General features: G+C 70.2%; 16 protein-coding genes. 4 read left to right on the forward strand and 12 right to left on the reverse strand.

The genetic code is table 11. The annotated features are described in order from the left end of the window. Positions 1 to 5: 5 nt before the first annotated feature. Positions 6 to 1,868, reverse strand: coding sequence for a glutamine--fructose-6-phosphate transaminase (isomerizing) (gene glmS / locus AB0H62_RS02430; protein ID WP_220246125.1), 1,863 nt, complete (start codon positions 1,866 to 1,868; stop codon positions 6 to 8). A 496-nt stretch (positions 1,869 to 2,364) separates the two neighbouring features. Here glmS and AB0H62_RS02435 point away from each other — a divergent pair, with 496 nt between their 5' ends. Next, positions 2,365 to 2,949, forward strand: a complete 585-nt coding sequence (locus AB0H62_RS02435) for a dihydrofolate reductase family protein (RefSeq protein WP_220246124.1) — start codon at positions 2,365 to 2,367, stop codon at positions 2,947 to 2,949. A gap of 56 nt (positions 2,950 to 3,005) precedes the next feature. Then, entirely contained in the window at positions 3,006 to 3,836 is an 831-nt protein-coding gene (locus AB0H62_RS02440; protein ID WP_220246123.1) for an alpha/beta hydrolase, read from the forward strand. A 392-nt stretch (positions 3,837 to 4,228) separates the two neighbouring features. Here AB0H62_RS02440 and AB0H62_RS02445 read toward each other — a convergent pair whose 3' ends face one another. From AB0H62_RS02445 to rplM, 9 genes are all read right to left on the reverse strand, one after another. Then, positions 4,229 to 4,633, reverse strand: coding sequence for a hypothetical protein (locus tag AB0H62_RS02445; protein ID WP_360583660.1), 405 nt, complete (start codon positions 4,631 to 4,633; stop codon positions 4,229 to 4,231). Next, positions 4,620 to 6,050 carry a hypothetical protein gene (locus AB0H62_RS02450; RefSeq protein ID WP_360583661.1) on the reverse strand — a complete coding sequence of 477 codons (1,431 nt, stop codon included), beginning with the start codon at positions 6,048 to 6,050 and terminating at the stop codon, positions 4,620 to 4,622. The genes AB0H62_RS02445 and AB0H62_RS02450 overlap by 14 nt, the downstream gene beginning before the upstream one ends. Beyond that, entirely contained in the window at positions 6,047 to 6,346 is a 300-nt protein-coding gene (locus AB0H62_RS02455) for a hypothetical protein (RefSeq protein WP_220246120.1), read from the reverse strand. The genes AB0H62_RS02450 and AB0H62_RS02455 overlap by 4 nt, the downstream gene beginning before the upstream one ends. A 116-nt stretch (positions 6,347 to 6,462) precedes the next feature. Next, positions 6,463 to 6,921 carry a hypothetical protein gene (locus tag AB0H62_RS02460; protein WP_360583663.1) on the reverse strand — a complete coding sequence of 153 codons (459 nt, stop codon included), beginning with the start codon at positions 6,919 to 6,921 and terminating at the stop codon, positions 6,463 to 6,465. Positions 6,922 to 6,944: 23 nt separating this feature from the next. After that, entirely contained in the window at positions 6,945 to 9,533 is a 2,589-nt protein-coding gene (locus AB0H62_RS02465; RefSeq protein WP_360583665.1) for a hypothetical protein, read from the reverse strand. Continuing rightward, on the reverse strand, positions 9,530 to 9,841 hold the full coding sequence (locus tag AB0H62_RS02470) for a hypothetical protein (RefSeq protein ID WP_360583667.1): 312 nt from the start codon (positions 9,839 to 9,841) through the stop codon (positions 9,530 to 9,532). The genes AB0H62_RS02465 and AB0H62_RS02470 overlap by 4 nt, the downstream gene beginning before the upstream one ends. A gap of 135 nt (positions 9,842 to 9,976) precedes the next feature. Beyond that, positions 9,977 to 11,314, reverse strand: coding sequence for a phosphoglucosamine mutase (gene glmM, locus AB0H62_RS02475; protein ID WP_360583669.1), 1,338 nt, complete (start codon positions 11,312 to 11,314; stop codon positions 9,977 to 9,979). Positions 11,315 to 11,831: 517 nt separating this feature from the next. Continuing rightward, positions 11,832 to 12,377, reverse strand: coding sequence for a 30S ribosomal protein S9 (gene rpsI / locus AB0H62_RS02480; protein WP_220246115.1), 546 nt, complete (start codon positions 12,375 to 12,377; stop codon positions 11,832 to 11,834). A 14-nt stretch (positions 12,378 to 12,391) separates the two neighbouring features. Further along, complete coding sequence (gene rplM / locus AB0H62_RS02485; protein ID WP_220246114.1) at positions 12,392 to 12,844, reverse strand: 50S ribosomal protein L13; 453 nt, start codon at positions 12,842 to 12,844, stop codon at positions 12,392 to 12,394. A 267-nt stretch (positions 12,845 to 13,111) separates the two neighbouring features. On the opposite strand from rplM, the gene AB0H62_RS02490 reads away from it, so the two are divergent. Both AB0H62_RS02490 and AB0H62_RS02495 read left to right on the forward strand, forming a co-directional pair. Then, entirely contained in the window at positions 13,112 to 14,002 is an 891-nt protein-coding gene (locus AB0H62_RS02490; protein WP_360583671.1) for a hypothetical protein, read from the forward strand. Positions 14,003 to 14,024: 22 nt separating this feature from the next. Next, positions 14,025 to 14,837 (forward strand): DUF4333 domain-containing protein, encoded by an 813-nt coding sequence (locus AB0H62_RS02495; protein ID WP_360583673.1) that lies wholly within the window; start codon positions 14,025 to 14,027, stop codon positions 14,835 to 14,837. A gap of 130 nt (positions 14,838 to 14,967) precedes the next feature. On the opposite strand, the gene AB0H62_RS02500 is transcribed toward AB0H62_RS02495, so the two are convergent. Together AB0H62_RS02500 and AB0H62_RS02505 are read right to left on the reverse strand one after the other, a co-directional pair. Next, a complete protein-coding gene (locus AB0H62_RS02500) occupies positions 14,968 to 15,252 on the reverse strand; it encodes a WXG100 family type VII secretion target (RefSeq protein WP_220246111.1) in 285 nt (94 codons plus the stop codon). Between the two features lie 58 nt (positions 15,253 to 15,310). Then, the gene (locus AB0H62_RS02505) at positions 15,311 to 15,634 is read right to left on the reverse strand and encodes a WXG100 family type VII secretion target (protein ID WP_220246110.1); all 324 of its coding nucleotides are present in this window, start codon (positions 15,632 to 15,634) and stop codon (positions 15,311 to 15,313) included. Positions 15,635 to 15,743: the final 109 nt, after the last annotated feature.

Raw genomic sequence — 15,743 nt, forward strand, 5'->3', positions numbered from 1 at the left:
CCGCATTACTCGACGGTCACGGACTTCGCCAGGTTACGCGGCTTGTCGACGTCGTACCCGCGGGCGCGGGCGATCTCCGCGGCCAGCACCTGCAGCGGCACGGTGGACACCAGCGGCTGCAGCAGCGTCGGCACGGCGGGGATCTCGATCAGCTCGTCGGCGAACGGCCGCACCGCCTCGTCGCCCTCCTCGGCGATCACGATGGTGCGGGCGCCGCGGGCCTGGATCTCGCTGATGTTGGACACCAGCTTCGAGTGCAGCACCGCGCGGCCCTTGGGCGAGGGCATGACCACGACGATCGGCAGGCCTTCCTCGACCAGCGCGATCGGGCCGTGCTTGAGCTCGCCGGCGGCGAAGCCCTCGGCGTGCATGTAGGCCAGTTCCTTGAGCTTCAGCGCGCCTTCGAGGGCGACCGGGAACCCGACGTGGCGGCCGAGGAACAGCACCGCCTTGGAGTCGGAGATCCGGCGACCGAGGTCCCGGACCTGGTCCACAGTGGACAGCACCTTCTGCACGGCGGCCGGCATGGCCTCCAGCTCGGCGAACTCGCGGGCGACCTCGTCGGGGTACTTCGTGCCGCGCGCCTGCGCGAGCGCCAGGCCCACGAGGTAGTTGGCGGCGATCTGCGCGAGGAACGCCTTCGTCGACGCGACCCCGATCTCGGGGCCGGCGTGCGTGTACAGCACGGCGTCGGACTCGCGGGGGATCTGGGCGCCGTTGGTGTTGCAGACGGCGAGCACGCGGGCCTTCTGCTCGCGGGCGTGGCGGACGGCTTCCAGCGTGTCGGCCGTCTCCCCGGACTGCGAGACCGCGACGACGAGCGTGTCGCGGTCGAGCACCGGGTCGCGGTAGCGGAACTCGCTGGCGAGCTCGACCTCGACCGGCAGGCGCGTCCAGTGCTCGATGGCGTACTTGGCGACCAGGCCCGAGTGGTAGGCGGAACCACAGGCGACGACGAAGACCTTGTCGACGTCACGCAGGTCCTGGTCGGAGATGCGCTGCTCGTCGAGGATGATCCGGCCGGCCTCGAAGTGGCCGCGCAGCGTGTTGGCGAGGGCTTCGGGCTGCTCTTCGATCTCCTTGAGCATGAAGTACTCGTGGCCGCCCTTCTCGGCGGCGCTGAGGTCCCAGTCGACGGTGAACGGCTTGGCCTGCGCGGCGTCGCCGTGGAAGTCGGTGACCTCGTAGCCGTCGCGGGTGATGACGACCAGCTGGTCCTGCCCCAGCTCCACGGCTTCGCGCGTGTGCTCGATGAACGCGGCGACGTCGGACGCGACGAAGTGCTCGCCCTCCCCGACCCCGACCACCAGCGGCGAGGATCGGCGCGCGGCCACGATGGTGTCCGGCTGGTCGGCGTGCGTCACGACCAGCGTGAACGCGCCCTCCAGCCGCCGGCACACGGCCGCGACGCTGGCGGCGAAGTTTTGTTTTGTTTCGCCGCTGTTGTACGCCCGGGCCACCAGGTGCGCGGCGGTTTCGGTGTCGGTGTCACTCGCCATCTCGACGCCCTCGGCCTCGAGCTCCGCACGCAGGGCGGCGAAGTTCTCGATGATGCCGTTGTGCACCACGGCGACCTTTTTCGAGGCGTCCTGGTGCGGGTGCGAGTTCCGATCCACGGGCGCGCCGTGCGTCGCCCAGCGGGTGTGGCCCATGCCGGCGGTGCCGGTGAAGCCGTCCCTGCCCACGGTGTCGAGCTGCGCCTCCAGGTTGGCGAGCCGCCCTGCCTTGCGCTCGACCCTCAGCGCGCCGGCGCCGTCGAGCACCGCCACCCCGGCCGAGTCGTAGCCGCGGTACTCCATCCGCCGCAGGCCACCGAGGACCACATCCAGCGCCGGCCGGTGTCCGACATATCCCACGATTCCACACACGCGAACAAGCCTAACGAGGGATGTCCAGTCCCCTACTCCGGTACCTTCCCGAGGCTTTTCAACCCACCTGACCAGGGGAGATCGAGTGGTGACGGTGAAGAGTGGGGTGGGTTGGTTTGGACCCCTGATCGGTGGGGTTCTGGGGCTTTTCGGGGCTGGGGTGGGGGTGAGTTGTGGGGCTTCAGGTGGGGGCTACAGGCGGGGGTGAAGGGTGGGCTGGCGGGTGAGTTGCGGGGCCTTCGAGCGGCTCGGACTGAGGTGCTCCGGCGGCGGTCGTCGTGGCGGCTTTCGCGATCAGCTGTCTTGGCGCGGGGATTGCTCAGACGTCGCGCCGGGGCCTCGGCGAGGGTCTCGGTGTGCTACTGGCCACCACCGACGAAACCGGCGCGCGAGCCGAGTTGTCCACAGGCGGGGCGAGTTGTGGACAACTCCGCGCCCGGCGGATGTCGAATCAGCCGATTCCCGCTCGTGTAGAGGGCAAACGAGAGGAGAAAACATGCGTTCCCTCAGCGTCACCATGAACGTCACCCTCGACGGGGTCGTGCAGGGCCTCGGGCGGCCCGACGAGGACACGCGCGGCGGGTTCCCGCACGGGGGCTGGGGCACGAAGTTCCAGGACGAGGTCCTCGGCCGCGAGATGGCCAGGGGTATGAGCCAACCCGGCGACATGCTGTTCGGGCGCCGGACGTGGGAGGACTTCATCGGCGCCTGGGCGGGGCGCGACGACGGCAACCCGTTCACCGCGCACCTCGACGCCGCCACCAAGTACGTGGCCTCGACCACCCTCGGCAGCGCCGGCGCGTGGCAGAACTCGATCCTCCTGCCCGGCGACGCGACGAAGACCGTCGCCGAACTGAAGGCCGCGCCGGGGAACGATCTGGCGATCGTCGGCAGCGCGGCGCTCGTGCGGAGCCTGCACGCGGCCGGGCTGGTCGACCGCTACACGCTGGTCATCCACCCGCTCACCCTCGGCGTCGGCGCGCGGCTGTTCGAGGGCCCGGCGCCGCTGACCGAGTTCACGCTCACTCGCAGCGTCGCGACCACGAAGGGCGTGCTCATCGCGTACTACGAGCGCGCGTGACCTGGCCCGGAGCGGCGGGCGGGCCGGGGCCGGGCGCGGGCAGTAAGGTCACGCGCATGGCCAGCAAGCCCAAGCAACTGCTCGCGGAGCTGTCACACCCGGGGCCCCACGAGGTCCTGCGCGGCAACCTGGCCCTGGTCGGGCTGCCGGGGGTCGTGTTCACGCCCCGCCAAGGGCTGGGGCTGCCGGCCATCGCGTTCGGGCACGGGTGGCTGCAGCCCGCGTCGCGGTACCGGCACCTGCTGCACCACCTCGCGAGCTGGGGCGTGGTCGCCGCTGCGCCCGCGACGCAGGGCGGGCCGCTGCCGTCGTACCGCCTGCTGGCCAGCGACCTGCTGACGACGCTCGACGTGGTGACCACCGTCCGCCTCGGCCCCGACGGAATCAGCGTCGACCCTGCCAAACTCGGCCTCGCCGGCCACTCCACCGGCGGCGGGTCCGCCGTCCTCGCCGCCGCCCAAGCCGCCGCGGCCGACGACTCGGTGCGCCCGCGCATCCGCGCCGTCGCGACGATCACCGCCGCCCAGACCCTCCCCTCCGCCTCGGCCGCCGCCCAGCTCATCACCGCCCCCGGCCTGCACCTCGCGGCGGAGGATGACCTGGTCGCGCCGGCCGTGGGCCATGCGGAAGCGATTGCCACAGCGTGGGCTGGGCCTGTTCAGCTGCGCACGTTGGGGAAGTCCTCGCACCTCGGCGTGACCGAAGGGCGGCACTGGAGCCAGCTCCTGCTCCACGGCAAGCCGCACCGGCGTACGCAGCAGCTGACTCGGGCGTTGTTCACGGCGTTTTTCCTGACACACCTGACGGGTACGGAGCGGTACCTGCCGCTGCTGGACGCGGACGTGAAGCGGGCGCCGATCGAGCTGACGGAAGAGCCGGCTGCCTGACGGTCGGTGACCGGGGTTGGGGTGAAGGGGACCTTCACCGCTTCTGCCGGGCTGCCCCTGGGCTGGGTCGCCGATGTTGGCCGCGCGCGAAGGGACCGCTCGGCGCCCCGCCGCTGGGCGAAGGGACCCGCCGCGCACTTGCCGCGGTATTGAGTGGACCGGCGCCGGGTCGAGGGTTGGCTGTCGTTGAGCGGGCCGGTGCGGGCCAAGCTGGATCGCGCTGCCTCTCTCCCGTCGCGAAGGGGCCGGTCGCGAACCTGTGGCCGCGTGAAGGGGACATTCATCACGCCAACCAGGAGCTCCGGGGTCTCGCGGAGGCGGCGGGCTACGGCGCGTTGCTCTGAGAAGGTCTGAAGGGACCCGTCACGCCTTCACGCGGCGACCGAATGGGGTCAGTCGACCATCCAGGTGTTGTTCGAGAAGTCGTGGTCGTCGAAGCGGCCGGGGCGGGTGGCGTGGCCCGGGGTTGGCGGGGCGGGCTCGTCGGGCTGCGGGTCGGCAGGTGGGGTGAGGTCGATGGTGTGCGTGCGGTCGGTCATGGTCTTTTCGGTGAGCCAGCCGCCGGCTTCGCGGTGGCGGCGCTGGAGGTCCTGGGCGCGGGTGAGGTAGCGGCCGTGGGTGGCGGCGTCGCGGTGGAGGGACTCGGTGGCGGCGGACGTGGCCGAGGTGACGTGGCGGTCGCGGAGGGCGCGTTGTTCCTGGTGTTCGCGGGTGGCGGCGTCCTGGGCCGCGCGGGCGGCAGTGAGTCGGTCGGCGGCGGTCAAGCTGCGTGGGGCGGGCGGGTCAGCGGCGGTCAACGCCAGGCCCCTCGTCGAGGGAGCCGCTGATGCGGCCGGCCGAGGCGCGGGTGTCGAAGACGTCCGTGCCGAGGCGGGCGGCCGTGCGTGTTTGGTCGCCGGGGGCGGTGCCGAGGCCGCTCGGGCCAGGGAGGGGCAGGGCGCCGAAGCCGTTCATGCCGTCGGGGAGGGAGTCGGGGCTGGGGCCGAGGGGGTCGAAGGTGACGTCGCCGCCGGGGGCCGTGCCGAGTTCCGCGGAGGGGTGCTGGTCCTGGGGCGGGTCGACGATGTGGGCGCCGAGGTCGGACAGGGAGGCCGAGGCTGTGGTGCTGTCGTCCGGGACGTTCAGGTCACCCGAGGTCGAGCCTGACGATGGGTCAACGTCAGCCGTGACCACGGGGAGGCCAAGGGCGGGGGTTGGCGAGTCCACGGAATGGCCAAGTTCGGGAGTCAGTGAGCCCACGGGGAGGCCATGGGCCGGCGTTGGCGAGTCCACTGGAATGCCATGGGCGGGGGTTGACGAGTCCGCGGAAGGGCCGAGGACAGGAGTCGGTGAGCCCGCGGGGAGACCGAGGGCGGGAGTCGGTGAGTCAGCGGGGAGACCCAGGGGCGGAGTGGGGGAATCCACCCAAGAGTCCACTGTGGACGTCTCAACCGGAACAGCCAGGAATCCCGCCAGGATGCGGAAATGGCCGTCGATGGTGGAGGTGGCCGTCGCGCACAGACCCTGGAACGCGGCGTAGCGGCTGCTGAACTCGGTCGCGAAAGGACCGTTGAGCCATTGGCGGGCGGCGCGGGTGGCGTAGTCGTTGTCGGCGGGGTCGCAGTCACGTAGGCGGTTGTGGAGGTCGTTGCCGGGGCTGGCGGAGTCGAGCCACTGGGCGAGGTCGAGCAGCTCGTCCTTCGAGACGGCGCCGCCTCGGGCCACCGCGGCAACCCGTTGCGCCACCGGCAAAGGAGCGCCCGCGATCGAGTCGGTGCGGAGTTTCAGCGCTTCGTCCACTTTGGTCTTCAGGGCGGTGAAGACGTGGGTCATCGTCTCGGGGATGAGCTGGGCGGCTCCGGCGAGGTGGTCGAGCAAAGCGTCGGGGTGGAGGCGACGATAGGCACTCTGAGCGGCCGTCGCGGCGGGGCTTTGCCAGTCGCGGAAGAGGGTGGTGGCGGCGGTGGTCGCGTCGGTGTGGGTGGAGTCGAGGGTCTCGCGCGTGTGGGCCAGCGCGTCGGCGTCAGCGAGGAACTTGCGGAAGTCGAGGCCGGCGCTGTCCTGGAACTTGTCCCGGATGTCCTTGTCCACGTCGATCTTCGTGGCCGCGAACGCGTTCCAGACCGAGGCCCACTGCCCGAAGAAATCCAGCGCCGGCGTGGCGAGCGCGAGCACCTCGTCGGAGGTCGCCACCCCGACGCCGCCGGGCTCGGGGCCACGCAGCGCGCCGGTCATCGCTTCGCCGTGTTCCGCGCGGTGTCGACGTGCTCGCCCTCGATGGACGCGTACCGCCCCGCCGCCACGTCGACGCTGCTGCCGAACGACGCGAGCTCACCGGCGTAAGCCCGGACGGCATCGCCCAGCGCGGCGAACCCGTTGCGGTACGCGGCAAACGCCCCGCCGTGCCCGCGCCCGAAATCCGCCTCGACGACCTGCGACGCCACCCCGGACACCCGCCCGGCCGCGGCCTCGAGCGCGCCCTTCGCGGCGCGCATCGCCTCCGCGTCTGCCCGGTGGCTGCCCTCCGGCATGGCCACCCCCTCACTCCGCCGACCCGCACCCACTCCGACGCATGCCGCCGGCGCCCGGTGCCACTTTGCGTGCACCGGAAATCTAGCGAGTCAGAAGGCCCGAGTCGACAAAGAGCTCAGTTCGCGAGCCAGTTGGTCTCGGCGAAGTCGGTGTCGTCGTCGACGGCGTGCGCGGCCCGCCGATGCCGCCCGGACGGCTCGGCCGGCTGTTCCGCGGGCGCCGGAGCCGCGGGCCGCCTGCCGTAGCGGACCTCGGGGTCGTCGGCGGTGCGGAACCCGGCGCGGCGCTCGTTCTCGGTCTCGTCTTCCTCGAACCCGTAGTCGTTCTCGTCGTCGGCCCGGTTCCCGACGGTCTTCTCCGTCGCCCAGCCGCCGGCCGCCTTCGCGCGACGGTTGCGCTCCTGCAGCCGGACGAACACCTCGCCCTGGATCTTGCCCTGCTTCTCGAGCTTCTCCTTGCTCTCCGCCACCGCCTCGGCGCGGTTGCGGTCGAGCAAGGCCGACCGGGCGCTGTTCTCGGCCTCCAGCGTCGCGAGCTTGGCACGCATCGCGGCCAGCGCGTCCTGCGAACTCATCGGACTCCCCTTCCCGACTCCGGCTAGCGGCCCATCACGGGGTCATCGTCGAGCGAACCGCTGATGCGGTTGCCCGACTTCGTCGATTCGAACAGCCCGCGGTCGACGCGGTACGCGCTCGAGGACCGCTCCTGGTCCTGGCCGCCTCCGCCCCCCGCACCGCCCATCATGCCGCCGCCCATCATCCCCATCGAGGAGGACTGCTGACCCTGGTGGTCGCCCATGGTCGGCGCGGCGCCGAGCGGCGACGTCGACGGGTCGGTCGCGCCACCGCCCAGGGGCGCGCTCGCGTCCGGGCTCGTCCCGAGCGAGTCGTCCGCGTGCGCCTCGAAACCGCTGTGGCTGTCCAGCGGGTTGGTCAGCGACTGGGCGGTGGTCGAGTCGTCGACCACCCCCGGTGCGTCCTGCCCGGCGTGGCTCGCCGCGTCGGCGGTGAAGCCGGCCGGCTGCGGAACGTCCGCGGCGTGCTGCGGCCCGGCGTCCGCCGAGTGGAGCGGGACGGCTTCCTGCCCGTTCGAGTGCGCCGGAGAGTCCTGGCCTCCGAACCCACCGCCGGTGCCGGCCGAGTGGCCCGGCCCGTCCGGCGGGCCGCCCAGGTCGCCCGAGTGAGCGGCGCCCGGCACGTCCGGCAGCCCGTGCTGCGCCGTGGTGCCCGGCAGAGCGGTACCCGTCGGGTCGGTGCCTGTGAGCGCGTCCGGCTTGTCATCGTCGCCGAGGGTGTACTTGACGGGCTCGCCGATGCCGTCGTCGACGGTCACCACAGTCGGCCCGTCCGGCCCCGACGGCTGTTCCGCGGTGATCTTGAGACCGCCGTCCTCGATGTGGATCTTGCCGTCCAGGCCGGGCTCGTAGGTCTTGCCGGACGGGTCGGTGAGCTGAGCGCCATCGTGGCCCTGGGGGCCGAAGCCGGGAGTGGTTTGGCCGGGCAGAGTGGGCTGTCCGGGAAGACCCGGCTGGACCGGCTGACCCGAGTGCACCGGCTGACCCTGCAGGCCCGGCTGCCCGGGAACCGCGGCAGCACCGTCCTTCGGATCGTCGAAGTCCAGGTTGTACTGCTTGGGGTGCCCGGTGCCGTCGTCGACGGTGATGCCCATGCGGCCGTCGGAGTCCGGCTCGATCATCGCGATCTTGTGGTCGCCCTGCTCGACGGTCATCGTCTCGGGCTCGGCCGTCTTGATCGCCTCGCCGGTGCGCGGGTCGATCGGGTACGGCTTGCCCGTGGCGGGGTCGGTCTCGAGCGGCTGGTGCGTGACCGGGTTGAGGGCCGGGTCGGTCGCGTCCGGAGTCTTCGGCAGGTCGACCTTCGGGATCGCCGGCGTCCCACCGCCGCCACCGGCCGAGGGCATCCCGCCGCCACCGTTGCCTCCACCACCGCCGCCACTGCTGCTGGCCGGCTTGGTGGTGCCCGGGTCCGGCGGCGCGGCCTGGTCGACGTTCGAGAACGGGTCCTGCGGCAGCTGTGCGAAGAAGTCGGTGAGCGCGCGCCAAGCACCGTCGACCGCGGTGTGCGTGTTGGTGCACATCGTCTTGAAATCGCGGATGTACCCGTCGAAGAACTTCCCGAAGTTGTCCTTCAGGTAGATGTTGCACTGGTCGACGATGTGGTTGATCGTGTCGTCGTTGAGGTTGCACGAGTCGTCGTCGATCATCTGCTGCGATTCCTGGTCCAGGAACTTCGCGCAGTGTTTGAAGTCGTCCTGGCTGGCGTTGCTGCGCAGTTCGGCGATCCGGATGATCCGGTCCAGGTCCGGGGCGGTCACCTGGCCGAGCGAATCGACCCGGTACTTGATCACCCAGTTCGCCTTGTCCCGGCAGGCCTTGCCGACGAAACCGCACGCGGACTTCATCGCGTCGGCCGCGTGCGTGGCGGAATCGGACACGACCTTGGCGTCGGCCGTGTAGTTCTTCCGGAAGTTGTTCGCCGAGTCGGCCGCGCTGCCTTGCCAGTCGGCGAGGTTGGTCGAAAGCTGGCCTTCGACATCGGTCGACGCGTTGACCACGGCCCCGCTCAACGCCGTGAACTCGTCGGCGCCCGTCATGAACTTGGTGAACGGGATCTTCCGCTGCTCGTCGTAAAGTTTGTAGAGATCGTTCCTGTTGGCCGGCTGATAGGTCCCGACCAAGGCGACGGCGCGGTTGAACAACGGCACCCAGATGTCGAACGTCTTCATCCCCGGCAAGCCCAGGTCGAGGATCTCGTCGGACGTGTTCACCCCGGCGTTCGTCGCCGAGGCTTTGCCTGCCTGCGCGTCGAGCTTGCCCTTGGCGTCGTCCGCGGCCTTCTTATCGGCCGCGCGGGCGTCCTCCTGGTTCTTCTGGTGGATGCCGTTCGCCTGCGAATAGGCCGCGTAGACGTCGTCGTTGTCGTGGTTGTCGTCAGCGTCCTCGGGCGGATCGGCGCTGAGCGCCATGTCGTTCTTGACCCGATCGCGCCACTGCTCGAACTCGTGCTCGTCCTTGAACCCGTACTTCGTCGGGTCGTTGTCTTCGACGTACTTGATGTACTTCCACGCCAGGTCGGTCCCCGCCTGGGTCTTGCCGAGGCCGTTGTCGTAGAGGATCTCCTCGACTTCCTGGCGGGACGGAACGTCGTCGCCCTTGTCGGCGCTCACTTCCCCGCCGCCTTCACCGCGGAGCCGGAAGCGTCCTCATTGACCTGGTAGTGGCCGCCCGCCGAGTTGAGCTTCTGGGCGAAGGCGTCGGAGGCCTTCAGGTAGGCGTCGGCGATTCCAGCCAGGCGGAGGACACCCGAGTGGTACGGATCGAAGTTGTTGCCGTGCGCTTCGCCGAAGTCGGCGGCGACGATCTGCACGTCCTTCACCGCCGCGAGGGGTTGCTGCAGCGTGTTCCGCGGCATTTCGCTCACGGCTTTCGCGGCCCTCGTCAGCGCCTCAGTATCGACCTTGTGGCCGCCCGCCATCGCTCGCCCTCCCTAGAGCACCTGTGTTCCAGCACTCTAGGACGCACGGAACCCGCCCCCGGTGCCATCGCACTCGCACACGGAATGTACCCGGGCTGTGACGACGGGCGCAGCGATTCGGCAATCCGGGACGAATCAGGAGACCGCGGACACCACGCCGGCCAGCCGGTCCGCCGCAGCCTGGGCCGTGGAGTGGGCCGGGGCCTCGACCATGACGCGGACGAGCTGTTCGGTGCCCGAGGGGCGCAGGAGGACGCGGCCCTCTTCGCCGAGTTCGGCTTCGACCTCGCCGACGGCGTCGCGGACTTCGGAGGAACCCGCGACGGCCGCCTTGTCCGCGACGGGGACGTTGACGAGGACCTGGGGCAGGCGGTTCATCACGGACGCCAGCTCGGCGAGCTTCTTGCCGGTGGAGGCCATGCGGGACATGAGGCGCAGGGCGGTCAGCAGGCCGTCGCCGGTGGTGGCGTGGGCGGGGAGGACCACGTGGCCCGACTGTTCGCCGCCGAGGGCGAGGCCGGAGGCGCGCAGCTCTTCGAGCACGTAGCGGTCGCCGACGGAAGTGGTGACGACCGTGATGCCGTGGGCCTTCATCGCGAGGTGCAGCCCCAGGTTGCTCATCACGGTGGCGACGAGCGTGTCCTTCACCAGTTCGCCGTCCTCGGCCAGCGCGAGGGCCAGCACGGCCATGATCTGGTCGCCGTCCACGAGCTCGCCCGAGGCGTCGACGGCGACGCAGCGGTCGGCGTCGCCGTCGTGGGCGATGCCCAGGTCGGCGCCGTGCTCGACGACGGCGGCGCGGAGCAGGTCGGGGTGGTTCGAACCGCAGTGCTCGTTGATGTTGATGCCGTCGGGCTCCGCGTGGAGGGCGACGACCTCGGCGCCGGCGCGGCGGTAGGCCTCGGGGGCGGCGACGGCGGACGCGCCGTTGGCGCAGTCCACCACGACCTTCAGGCCGTCGAGGCGGTGCGGCGTGGCCGAGACCAGGTGGGCAAGGTACAGGTCGAGCGCGTCGGAGGCGTCGGACACGCGGCCGACGCCCGAGCCCGTCGGGCGGACGACGTCGGCGCCGCCGAGGCAGGCTTCGATCTCGTCCTCGATGCTGTCGGGGAGCTTGTGCCCGCCCGCGGCGAAGAGCTTGATGCCGTTGTCCGGCATGGGGTTGTGCGAAGCCGAGATCATCACGCCCAGATCGGCCTCCAGCGCACCCACGAGGTACGCGACGGCGGGCGTCGGCAGCACGCCCAGGCGCAGCACGTCGGCGCCGGCGGACGCGAGGCCCGCCACCACGGCGGCCTCCAGCATCTCGCCACTGGCGCGCGGGTCGCGGCCGACCACGGCCACCGGGCGGTGCGAACGGTCGTGCGCGGCGAGCACACGCGCGGCGCTGGCCGCGAGCGAAAGCGCCAGCTCGGGGGTCAGCTCGGCGTTGGCCAGGCCTCGTACCCCGTCGGTGCCGAACAGTCGGGCCATCTCCACGACCTCCTAGGTCCAATAGACCACGACAACCTAGCGGCGGCTGCGACCCGGCCGGGCCCCTGCCCCCACCCCAGGAATGTCGCGGACCGCGCGCGAAATGCATCACTGTGGGGCGGATGGGACGCATGAGGTCCCTGAGAACACGTTCAGACAGCACTCGGAAAGCACGAGAGCGCCCATCCGATGGACGGATGGGCGCTCCCGAGGTTGCCTCTCACGAGGCCAAGCACTTCAACCCCCGCACGACCGCGAGGTAAGCCCGCGAAGCACCAGGGCCCACCCCACGAATGACGTACGTCGCCCGTTCCAGCCCACGACTGCGTGAGCCGCGGGGGTCCAGGGGCTCGCCCCTGGCGGGGGCTTGGGGGTTCGACCCCCAAATGGTCCGCGAAGTGAGCCCAGCGAAGCGCCATCAGGCGCGAGCAGGACCACCCACGAACGCAGTGATCGTGGAGGGAGTCCGGCGAAGCGCCTCAAGGCGCTGAGCAGGACTCGCCCCACGACCGCAACATCAGCGCTTGCTGTACTGCGGAGCCTTACGGGCCTTCTTGAGGCCGTACTTCTTCCGCTCCGTGGCGCGCGCGTCACGGGTCAGGAAGCCGGCCTTCTTGAGGGCCGGGCGGTCGTCGGCGTCGACCTCGACCAGGGCGCGGGCGATGGCGAGGCGCAGAGCGCCGGCCTGGCCCGAGATGCCGCCGCCGTGGAGGTTGGCGAAGATGTCGAACGAGTCCGGCTTGTCGACCGTGACCAGGGGCTCACGGATGAGCTGCTGGTGCACCTTGTTCGGGAAGTACTCCGCGAGGGTGCGGCCGTTGAGCTTGAACTCACCGGTACCGGGGACGACGCGGACGCGGACCACGGCTTCCTTGCGACGGCCGACGGTCTGGGCGTTGCCACCCGCGGCGCGCGACGGACGCGGGGCGGCCGGCGACTCGCTCGTGGCGACAGCGCCGTCGACCGCGGGGGTCTCGGGAGCGGGGGTCTCGACCGCGGGGGTCTCCGACGTGGCGACAACGGCCTCGTCGGCCACAGGAGCCTCGGTCTCGGTGCTGGTCACAGACTGTTCCTCACTCACTGCGCGACCTGCGCGATCTTGGTGATCTCGCGCGCCTGCGGCTGCTGCGCGGCGTGCGGGTGCTGCGGGCCGGCGTACACCTTCAGCTTCTTGGCCATGGCGCGGCCGAGCTTGTTCTTCGGCAGCATGCCCTTCACGACCTTTTCGACAAGGTGCTCGGGCTTGGTGTCGAGCAGCTCGCCGAAGGAACGCTTGCGCAGACCGCCGGGGTAGCCACTGTGGCGGTACGCGAACTTCTGGTCGCGCTTGTTACCGGTGAGCGCGACCTTCTCGGCGTTGACGATGACGACGAAGTCGCCGGTGTCCACGTGCGGGGCATAAGTCGGCTTGTGCTTGCCGCGCAGCAGCGTGGCGACCTCGGTCGCGAGCCGGCCGAGCACGACATCCTCGGCGTCGATCACGTGCCAGGCACGAGTGACGTCGCCGGGCTTGGGGCTGTACGTGGGCAAGGGTCTACCTCGTCGTCAACATTGCGTGTGGGTTCTGTGCGGGCCTAGCGCTGACGCGCCGCAACGCACAACGACATATAAAGATACGCCTCTGCTTACGTGACCCGTGCAGCGGGGGGTGCCCGCCGGTCGAGACCCCCGAAACCGGGCACCTCGGACCGCATCGATGATTGTACCGGCCGACGTCACCGAACCACCCACGCGGGTCCGCGCGACCCGTCAAGATGAGACGATCCGCGCGGACAGCCGAACACCCGGGGGAAAGCGATGACGAAACGGGCAAGCCGGGCGGCGCTCGCCCTGGGCGCCGTGCTGGTGCTCGCGACCGCGTGCGGGCAGGCCCGCGCCGGCACCGCGCTGCCCAACGGCGACCAGGCCTCGGCCTACGTCGGCGCCAAGTTCGAGAAGGCGATGTCGAAGCTGGAGAACTCCATCCTCGACGCGCGCGACGTCACCAACTCCGCCGACGCGTACTTCAAGTTCGACGACAAGTGGATCCACAGCGTGATCACCTCGGCCCGCACAGGCAGCCCCGAGAGCCGCGTGGTCCACAACCGGTCGCAGAAGAACCCCGACGAGATCATCGACACGTTCACCCCCGCCGACGGGACGCTCGAGTACGTCTACCTCGGCCCCACGTACAAGTCGCTCGAGCCGACGGCATGGGTGTCGATGCCGAAGCCCGAGGCCGGGCTGATCCAGCCGTGCGCGTGGGGCGGTGTGCTCACGGCCTGCAAGATGGCCAACGCCGTGGACGATTCGTACAACGCCGACAAGAAGGCCGTACGCGGCGCGAAGAGCTCGGCCGACGGCTCGGCGGAGCTGACCGTGAACGTCCCCTTCTCGCAGTTCCTCGACAAGCGCGTGGAACTGCTGCCCGACTCGCTGCTCAACGAGGTGGGGCCGCAGCTGAACAAGTCCGTGATCCCCACCACGATCAAGCTCAAGCCGGACGGTTCGCTCGCCGAGTTCGTGATGGCCGCCAAGTTCTCCGGCGACGGCCACGACATCGAGCTCAACTACGACTTCCGCTTCACCGGCAAGGCGACCGCGCAGGACCTGCCGAAGCTGCCGGACGCGAGCCAGATCACCGCACTGCCCGACGACGCCGCGAAGCAGGACTTCTACAACCGGCTCGCCCAGCTGCAGGGCAACTGATGAGCACCCGAGGTGACCTCCGATGACCCAGCCGCCCGAGCATCACCGGCAACCACAGCGGTGGTGGCAGCCGCCCACGGCGCCCGCGTCCGGCGGTCTTGGTGGGCAGGAAGCCCAGTACCCCGGCCAGTGGCAGCAGGGCCCGATGCAGCAGGGTGCAGCGCAGCAGGGTGCGTGGCAGCAGCCGCAAAACCCGCAGCAGCAAAACCCGTGGTCGCAGGGAACACCGGCGCAGTACCCGAACACCGGCGGACAGCCGTACGCCAACCCCCAGCAGTACGCGAACCCCGGAGCGCAGCCGCAGCCCGGCGTCGCCCCGCAGCAGTATCCGGCGAGTGGTCCGCAGCAGTACGCGAACCCGGCGAGCGCGCCGCAACAGCAGCCCTACGCCACCGGACAGCAGGCGCAGCAGGTGCCGGGCGTGCCGCCGCAACAGCAGGGCGCGGCGTTCGGCGGCGGGTTCCAGCCGACGACGTACGGCGGGCTCGGCGCGTTCTCCGCCGAAGCCGTGAAGAAGGCCCCGCGTTCGAAGCGGCCGTGGGTGATCACCGGCGCGGCCGTGGCCGTGGTGATCATCGGCGGCGGCGCGGCGTGGCTGCTCGGCGCGTTCCAAGGGGACACGCTCGACCAGAAGTCGTTGCAGGACGGCGTTTCCCGCGTGCTCGCCGAGAACTACGGCGAGCCCGACGTGAAGAACGTGACCTGCCCTTCGGGTGAGTCCACGCAGAACGGCACCACCTTCGACTGCACGCTGCAGCTCGGCGGGCAGCCGCGAAAGGTCACGGTGCGGGTGCTCAACGACAAGCCCGAGTACGAGGTCGGCGCGCCGCACTGAGCGGCAGGGACGCGCCAGTCCACAACGGACGCGGCGAAGCCCCTTGCCCCGCACACGACTGCGTCACAACGAAAACGGCGGGCCCGCACCGAAGTGCGGAGCCCGCCGTGGTTTCGTCAGAACCCGAGAATCAGAAGAGGTTCTCGACGTCCTTGTCGGTCTTGGTGTAACCGTCGGCGATCTCCGGCAGCGCGATGGCGATCTGCGCCAGCAGCTGGGTGAGGTCGTTGAAGCTGTTGTCCCAGTCGGCCTGGGCCTTCAGGTAGTTGTCCTTGGCCGCACCGGTCCAGGTGTTCGTGAGCTTGCTCAGGTCTTCCTTGAGCCGGTCGAACGAGGACTTCAGGTCCTTGGTGGTCGCGTTGCAGTCGTCAGCCGCCCGGTGGATCGTGGCCGGGTCAACGAGGATGCGTGCCATGTCGTACTCCTGTCAAAGTCGGGGTGTGGAATGGATGAACTGAACGTTGCCGCTCGGCTCAGCCGAGGACGCCGAAGCCCTTGTTGAAGCTGCTCACGATTTCGTTCTGCTCGGCTTCAGTGCGCTGGTACTTGGAGCCGGCTTCCTGCAGCAGGTCCGCAATGCGCTGGAGGGACTGGTTCAGCTTCTTGCCCGACTCGTCGAAGCGCTGCATGACGTTGTTGAACGCCTGAGCCGCTTCGCCGTCCCAGCCCGCGCGAGTGGCTTCGATCTCGCCCTGCAGCGTGGAGAGCCGCTGGTCCATCGCGACGCGAACGTCGGTGACCTGGTTCTCAGCGTTGGTGAACTCTTCCGGAGTTCCTTCAAAGCCGCCAGCCGCCATGGGAACTACCCCCTTCATCTGATTGTCGTGCGTACCGGCGTCCTGTTTCCGCCGTACACCCCTACGACGAAGACAGTGCCAGGTTCGGTTCACCCTTGGTGCGAGATTT

The sequence above is a fragment of the Amycolatopsis sp. NPDC050768 genome (assembly GCF_040654155.1).
Classification (GTDB): domain Bacteria; phylum Actinomycetota; class Actinomycetes; order Mycobacteriales; family Pseudonocardiaceae; genus Amycolatopsis.